At 39.7% G+C, this 4,695-nt stretch carries 7 protein-coding genes; 3 read left to right on the top strand and 4 right to left on the bottom strand.

What is annotated here, in order from left to right:
* Positions 1–338: 338 nt before the first annotated feature.
* The 3 genes from F607_RS0124940 to F607_RS0124930 form a co-directional block, all read right to left on the bottom strand.
* Complete coding sequence (locus tag F607_RS0124940; RefSeq protein ID WP_027710205.1) at positions 339–803, bottom strand: hypothetical protein; 465 nt, start codon at positions 801–803, stop codon at positions 339–341.
* Positions 804–832: 29 nt separating this feature from the next.
* The gene (locus tag F607_RS0124935; RefSeq protein WP_157365598.1) at positions 833–1,966 is read right to left on the bottom strand and encodes a site-2 protease family protein; all 1,134 of its coding nucleotides are present in this window, start codon (positions 1,964–1,966) and stop codon (positions 833–835) included.
* A 375-nt stretch (positions 1,967–2,341) separates the two neighbouring features.
* Positions 2,342–2,629 (bottom strand): hypothetical protein, encoded by a 288-nt coding sequence (locus tag F607_RS0124930; RefSeq protein WP_157365597.1) that lies wholly within the window; start codon positions 2,627–2,629, stop codon positions 2,342–2,344.
* Positions 2,630–2,724: 95 nt separating this feature from the next.
* On the opposite strand from F607_RS0124930, the gene parS reads away from it, so the two are divergent.
* The 3 genes from parS to F607_RS31750 all read left to right on the top strand — a co-directional run bounded on the left by parS (position 2,725) and on the right by F607_RS31750 (position 4,000).
* On the top strand, positions 2,725–3,198 hold the full coding sequence (gene parS, locus F607_RS31755) for a type II RES/Xre toxin-antitoxin system antitoxin (RefSeq protein ID WP_169719848.1): 474 nt from the start codon (positions 2,725–2,727) through the stop codon (positions 3,196–3,198).
* A complete protein-coding gene (locus tag F607_RS0124920; protein ID WP_027710202.1) occupies positions 3,198–3,668 on the top strand; it encodes an RES family NAD+ phosphorylase in 471 nt (156 codons plus the stop codon). The genes parS and F607_RS0124920 overlap by 1 nt, the downstream gene beginning before the upstream one ends.
* A gap of 149 nt (positions 3,669–3,817) precedes the next feature.
* On the top strand, positions 3,818–4,000 hold the full coding sequence (locus tag F607_RS31750) for a hypothetical protein (protein ID WP_038292220.1): 183 nt from the start codon (positions 3,818–3,820) through the stop codon (positions 3,998–4,000).
* 63 nt (positions 4,001–4,063) lie between these two features.
* On the opposite strand, the gene F607_RS0124905 is transcribed toward F607_RS31750, so the two are convergent.
* The coding region (locus F607_RS0124905; protein WP_027710201.1) for a DinB/UmuC family translesion DNA polymerase at positions 4,064–4,695 on the bottom strand (632 nt) is incomplete at its 5' end.

Raw genomic sequence — 4,695 nt, 5'->3', positions numbered from 1 at the left:
AAAACCATGATATGAATTAATTCTAACCCGTTGTTTCTAATAGCTTATTTTTAGCCGTCATGTGTATTCAATAATGGCCAAAGCCGAGTTATAAGATCAAAATAAATAAGGTGCATTTTCTGGAAGTATGAGCAAACTAGAAGCAACCCTAGAGTTGCACATTAGATGCATGAAACTCCCCAAGCCAGAAACAGAATATAAATTCCACCCCTCCCGCCGTTGGCGCTTTGATTTCGCTTGGCCCGATAGAAAGCTGACCGTAAAGGTTGACGGGGCCATATTCTCGAAATAGTTAGGTATAGTGGTAAATAATCTTTTCAGGTAGCAAATCTTGAAAGCTAACAATCAGAGTTTGGCTGTGTAGCCATAAACTCCTCCACAATAACAAAGCTGTTGTTTATATCCGGAATTATGACCATGTAGTATTGCTTGTCAGTATAACATCTAAGGTGTGAATATCGGTGGGCAGAAATTTTATAACCATTTTCCTTTTTAATTACTTCTATATTGGACATTGTGCTTTTATCATTTTTTAACTTGGCGAGAGGCATAGCTTTTATTATGAGCTCTTTCCATTGCTTACCCGTCAACTCAAGACTTCGTTTCATACCAGTAGGGTATGTTCTTATAGTACCTATTTTTGCATCATCAGAGTAATACTTAACCACAGATACATCATAGCTATTAGAGAGGTTTGTAATTTTATTAAAAAATTCTCTAACCTCGGTAAAGGATTCTGTCGCTGAAGATATATTTGACCATATTAATAATACTATCGATAATAACGCTGCCCTGTATTTCATTTGTTTACCCGCGTTCTTGTGGTTGCATATTATATCCTTTCTAATAATATACAATGTGGATCTAGAGCTATTGATTTCGCTTTAGCTTTGTTCATTTCATCAAGTTTATTGGCCTTTCTATAGCCAATTGCCAAGCTCGCGTAATTTTGCGCTGAGCACTTATCATCTATCTCTCTTTTCTTGCTTACCAACTTTTCCAACAATGAGATGCCTTTTGATAAATCTCCGTATTCAATTTGAATGGATGCCCAAGTACTAATAATTGCATCATTCCATGGTATATTTTGGTAGGCGAAATTTGCAGCATTCACCATTCGCTCACTATCTTCACTATTCATCAAATACAGGGCAAACGCTAAGTTGTTAAGAAATATTGCTTTTAACGCTTCAACAGAACTCCCCAGTGGCAAGCAGTCTTTGTCATGTGTTTCTAATAATTCGATAGATCTATTAGAGTACTCTAGTGCAATATCGAGTTTACCGAGCTGAATATAGGCATACTCTAAACAGCTACAGTGAAGAGGAGAATTTTCGTAATCTTTGCACGACTCAATAAATGTAATCAATGTTGCATATTCACCTCTGGATATCAGAGCATCTGCAATATTGAGCTGATAACCCATATGTAATTTATCAAAAAAGGCGTCATTTTTTTTCAATATTTCCAGGATTTGCGCTCCGTCTGTCGACTGACCTGCTCGAATTACTCTTGGCCAGAACGCAGAAAAGAATAATAATAAGTTCACTACTCCAAATACAATGATAAATACAGCTATTAAAGAATGAAGACCTTTTATTGCTTCAAAGTAAACCAATAAAAAGGCAGAAACAGCAATGGATAAGTTAACCAAGCCTGCAGAAGCTAAAACAACTAAATATCGCCATCCTTGCTGGAGGTGAGTGGGGAATGCGACATAAGTGATCCCTAGAGAAGGACTTGCTCTTAGCTCCCAAATCGTATGCTTAGAATGAAATGAATATATTAATCCTCCTTCTCCAAATGAAACTCTTGGGCAATAACCACCAAGCAACTTGGTAAAAAGGTAATGAACGAGCTCATGGATAGTAATGCTTATAAAATTTACCACACCCCAGCTAAAAAAAGTGACTCCCAGATAGAAAAATTTATCATCAGGGTAAGTTATGGCTCCCCAAATACACACGGTTAATCCGAGAATCCAAGTTAGCCATGCTTGCTTTCCTTTTTTAGTGATAACTTCAGAAAAGCACTCAGGGCAATAAAACTCTTTTGACTTTAATGGTATAAATAGCTCTTCTATTGGCGATGACTTCTTGCACTTACTACAGCTTTTCATATCCTGACAGCCATGTGTGATTCCCCTTAACCCTTGATTTCTGAGGTGAGGGGTTGCATTTCTTTGTTTGAACTAGGCACATCTTTTACCAGAAAACCTTATAATCCTAAAGTTCATACAGCTCATTACCTTCAATGTAGAAGGGAACAATCAATCTAGCACCATATGAAGAGACTCTGGGGAGAGTTAGTGGGGTTACTGTAACCTACCTTGGTAAAGCGGCTAGATACAATAGACCGAGCCGATTAAAAAGCCAGCAAATACTAGCCATTGGATTATTACCGGTACTTTAGGAAAATGATTATGTAGGTTATAAAGCGCAGAAGCATCACCCGCTTTTGCTCGCTTATAAGTGGTATACCTTTCGACCCCTGACGCCACTAACAAGACAAGTATCATTATGTAGGCGGCTGGTTTTGAATGCACTTTTGCCACATATAATGTCAATCCAACCCAGGCAACGCCTAAGATTGAAACAATCACTTCTTTTTTGGTTAAGTCTCTAGGCATTTTTTCTATAGATTTATAGCTATTTTGCTTTACTATGATAGCAAATGAATCATATGATATACTATAAAGTATCATATGAAACAAAAGAGGGTATCATGACAGCCTCTAGAAGCACGGAAAACGGAAGCTCAAAGCTTCACTTTAACCCAACGAAAACACCACGAAAGGGAAAGCTAATTGCTCGCGTCATAGGCTCTAACCGGGTAGAAGTGCAAAACTCCTTGCTCGAAGGTCTTTCAGTTAAGGCGATAGCTGCTATTGAGAAAGCGCTAGGCATAGACCAGAAAACGTTTTTACAAATATCTGGCATGTCAAAGGCTACCTTTAGCCGCCGAAAAGAGGCAGGGCGCTTAACTCCAGATGAGTCTAGTAAAGTGTATCGGTTTGCTCAGCTATATGACTTAGCAAAAGCTATGATGCTGGATGATGATGTAAAGGCCAGAAACTGGCTACAAACGCCAGAACCTCTATTTGGTGGTGAGACCCCGCTAGAGCACGCCCGGACAGAGTTTGGAGCTAAGGAAGTAGAAGACTTGATCGGACGTATTCGGCATGGGGTGTTTAGTTAATGCAGAAAGGTTGGAGAATAGCAGCACCCGATTATGCAAAAACACCTCATGAAATGCTGTCCGGCGAAGGAGCGTACTTATTTGGAGGTCGCTGGAACTCAAAGGGTACACGCGTCGTATATCTCGCTGAGAGCTTAGCCCTAGCCTCAATGGAGTTATTAGTACATCTTAAGCAGTCAGACATACTCAAACGTTATCACAAGCTACCAGTGTCGTTTGATAAATCGTTGGTGATGGACCTGGACACTGACAGCTTACCATCGAACTGGCAGTCTTATGAGATGGAGCCAGAAACCCAAGCTACAGGGGACTATTGGGTGCAAAACAAGCTATCTCTGCTGCTTAAGGTGCCAAGTGTTATTATTCCCGAAGAATCAAACTATCTTTTAAACCCTGAGCACCCCGATTTTGATAAGCTTCAAATAGGCAAAATTGTAAAATTTGAGTTTGATTCGAGGCTGGTAAAGTGATGACGAACAGTCTTAATAAACTAAAGGAAAATGCACTTAAAAACCCTGCGGTGAAGAAAGAGTACGACAGGTTAGCTGCAGGGTTCACGGAAATTAATAAACTTCTGAAAGTGCGAAAAAACTAATAATAAACCACAAGGGTGCTAACAATGAACACTTTAAGCTATAAAGGCTACCATGGCTCTGTAGAGGTCTGTACGGAAGACAATATTTTATTCGGTAAAGTACTTTTTATTAATCCCTTGGTTAGTTATGAGGGGGAGTCAGTTAAAGCGCTACAGGAAGCATTTAAAGAGGCGGTTGACGATTACTTAAAAGAACGTAATGCGTAAGAGGGGGAAGCCCCCCCTTTTTTATATTAATCAAACTTATGCTGTGCTTGGAAAAAGCTGTATTTATCTTACTGCTGGGATATCCTTCCAGCAGGTTGTATATGCTGGAGACAGATAGTGTCTTTGCATACTCCAAGGTTTCTTGACTCCCTGACTAGCTAAAAAAATATTTTTTCCTGTTCGATTAATTTTGTCGATTGTAGCCATTAAAGCCTGGCTCTTAGAGTCATTTCCACACTCAGAAAATAAGCTCTGTTGAAATACTCCAGGCTCGAAAAAGTCGCTTAACATGATTCCCGCTTTTGCATACCTGATACCATCACGCCAGATGAAATCAAGTAACATCATAGTCACTCGTACAATGTCTCGGGTGTCATCTGTAGGCATATCTAGCGTTGCAGATGCTGAGTTGCTGTAATATAAATCATTAGGATTGAAAGGGCTTGAGCGGATAAAAACACTTACTACTTTGGCACACCGCTTTTGACCTCTAAGCTTTTCAGATGCACGACTAGCGTATTCGCTGACAGCTTCGCGCATAGCGTTGATTGTTGTTATTCGTGCACCAAATGAGCGACTACAGACAATTTGCTGCTTCGTTGGTGCTATTTCTTCAATATCAATACAACTCTCGCCGTTTAGCTCTCTGACCGTACGCTCTAAGACAACTGAGAAGCTCTTTCTAATGGTCTTAG

The sequence above is a fragment of the Zooshikella ganghwensis DSM 15267 genome, from assembly GCF_000428585.1.
Lineage (GTDB): Bacteria > Pseudomonadota > Gammaproteobacteria > Pseudomonadales > Zooshikellaceae > Zooshikella > Zooshikella ganghwensis.
The sequence above is the reverse complement of the archived record's forward strand: the minus strand, read 5'-3'. Positions and strand labels throughout refer to the sequence as shown.

Coding starts and splice junctions, on each gene's coding strand:
- parS (WP_169719848.1), top strand. CDS start 2,725: ATGACAGCCTCTAGAAGCACGGAAAACGGAAGCTCAAAGCTTCACTTT.
- F607_RS0124940 (WP_027710205.1), bottom strand. CDS start 803: ATGAAATACAGGGCAGCGTTATTATCGATAGTATTATTAATATGGTCA.
- F607_RS0124930 (WP_157365597.1), bottom strand. CDS start 2,629: ATGCCTAGAGACTTAACCAAAAAAGAAGTGATTGTTTCAATCTTAGGC.
- F607_RS31750 (WP_038292220.1), top strand. CDS start 3,818: ATGAACACTTTAAGCTATAAAGGCTACCATGGCTCTGTAGAGGTCTGT.
- F607_RS0124920 (WP_027710202.1), top strand. CDS start 3,198: ATGCAGAAAGGTTGGAGAATAGCAGCACCCGATTATGCAAAAACACCT.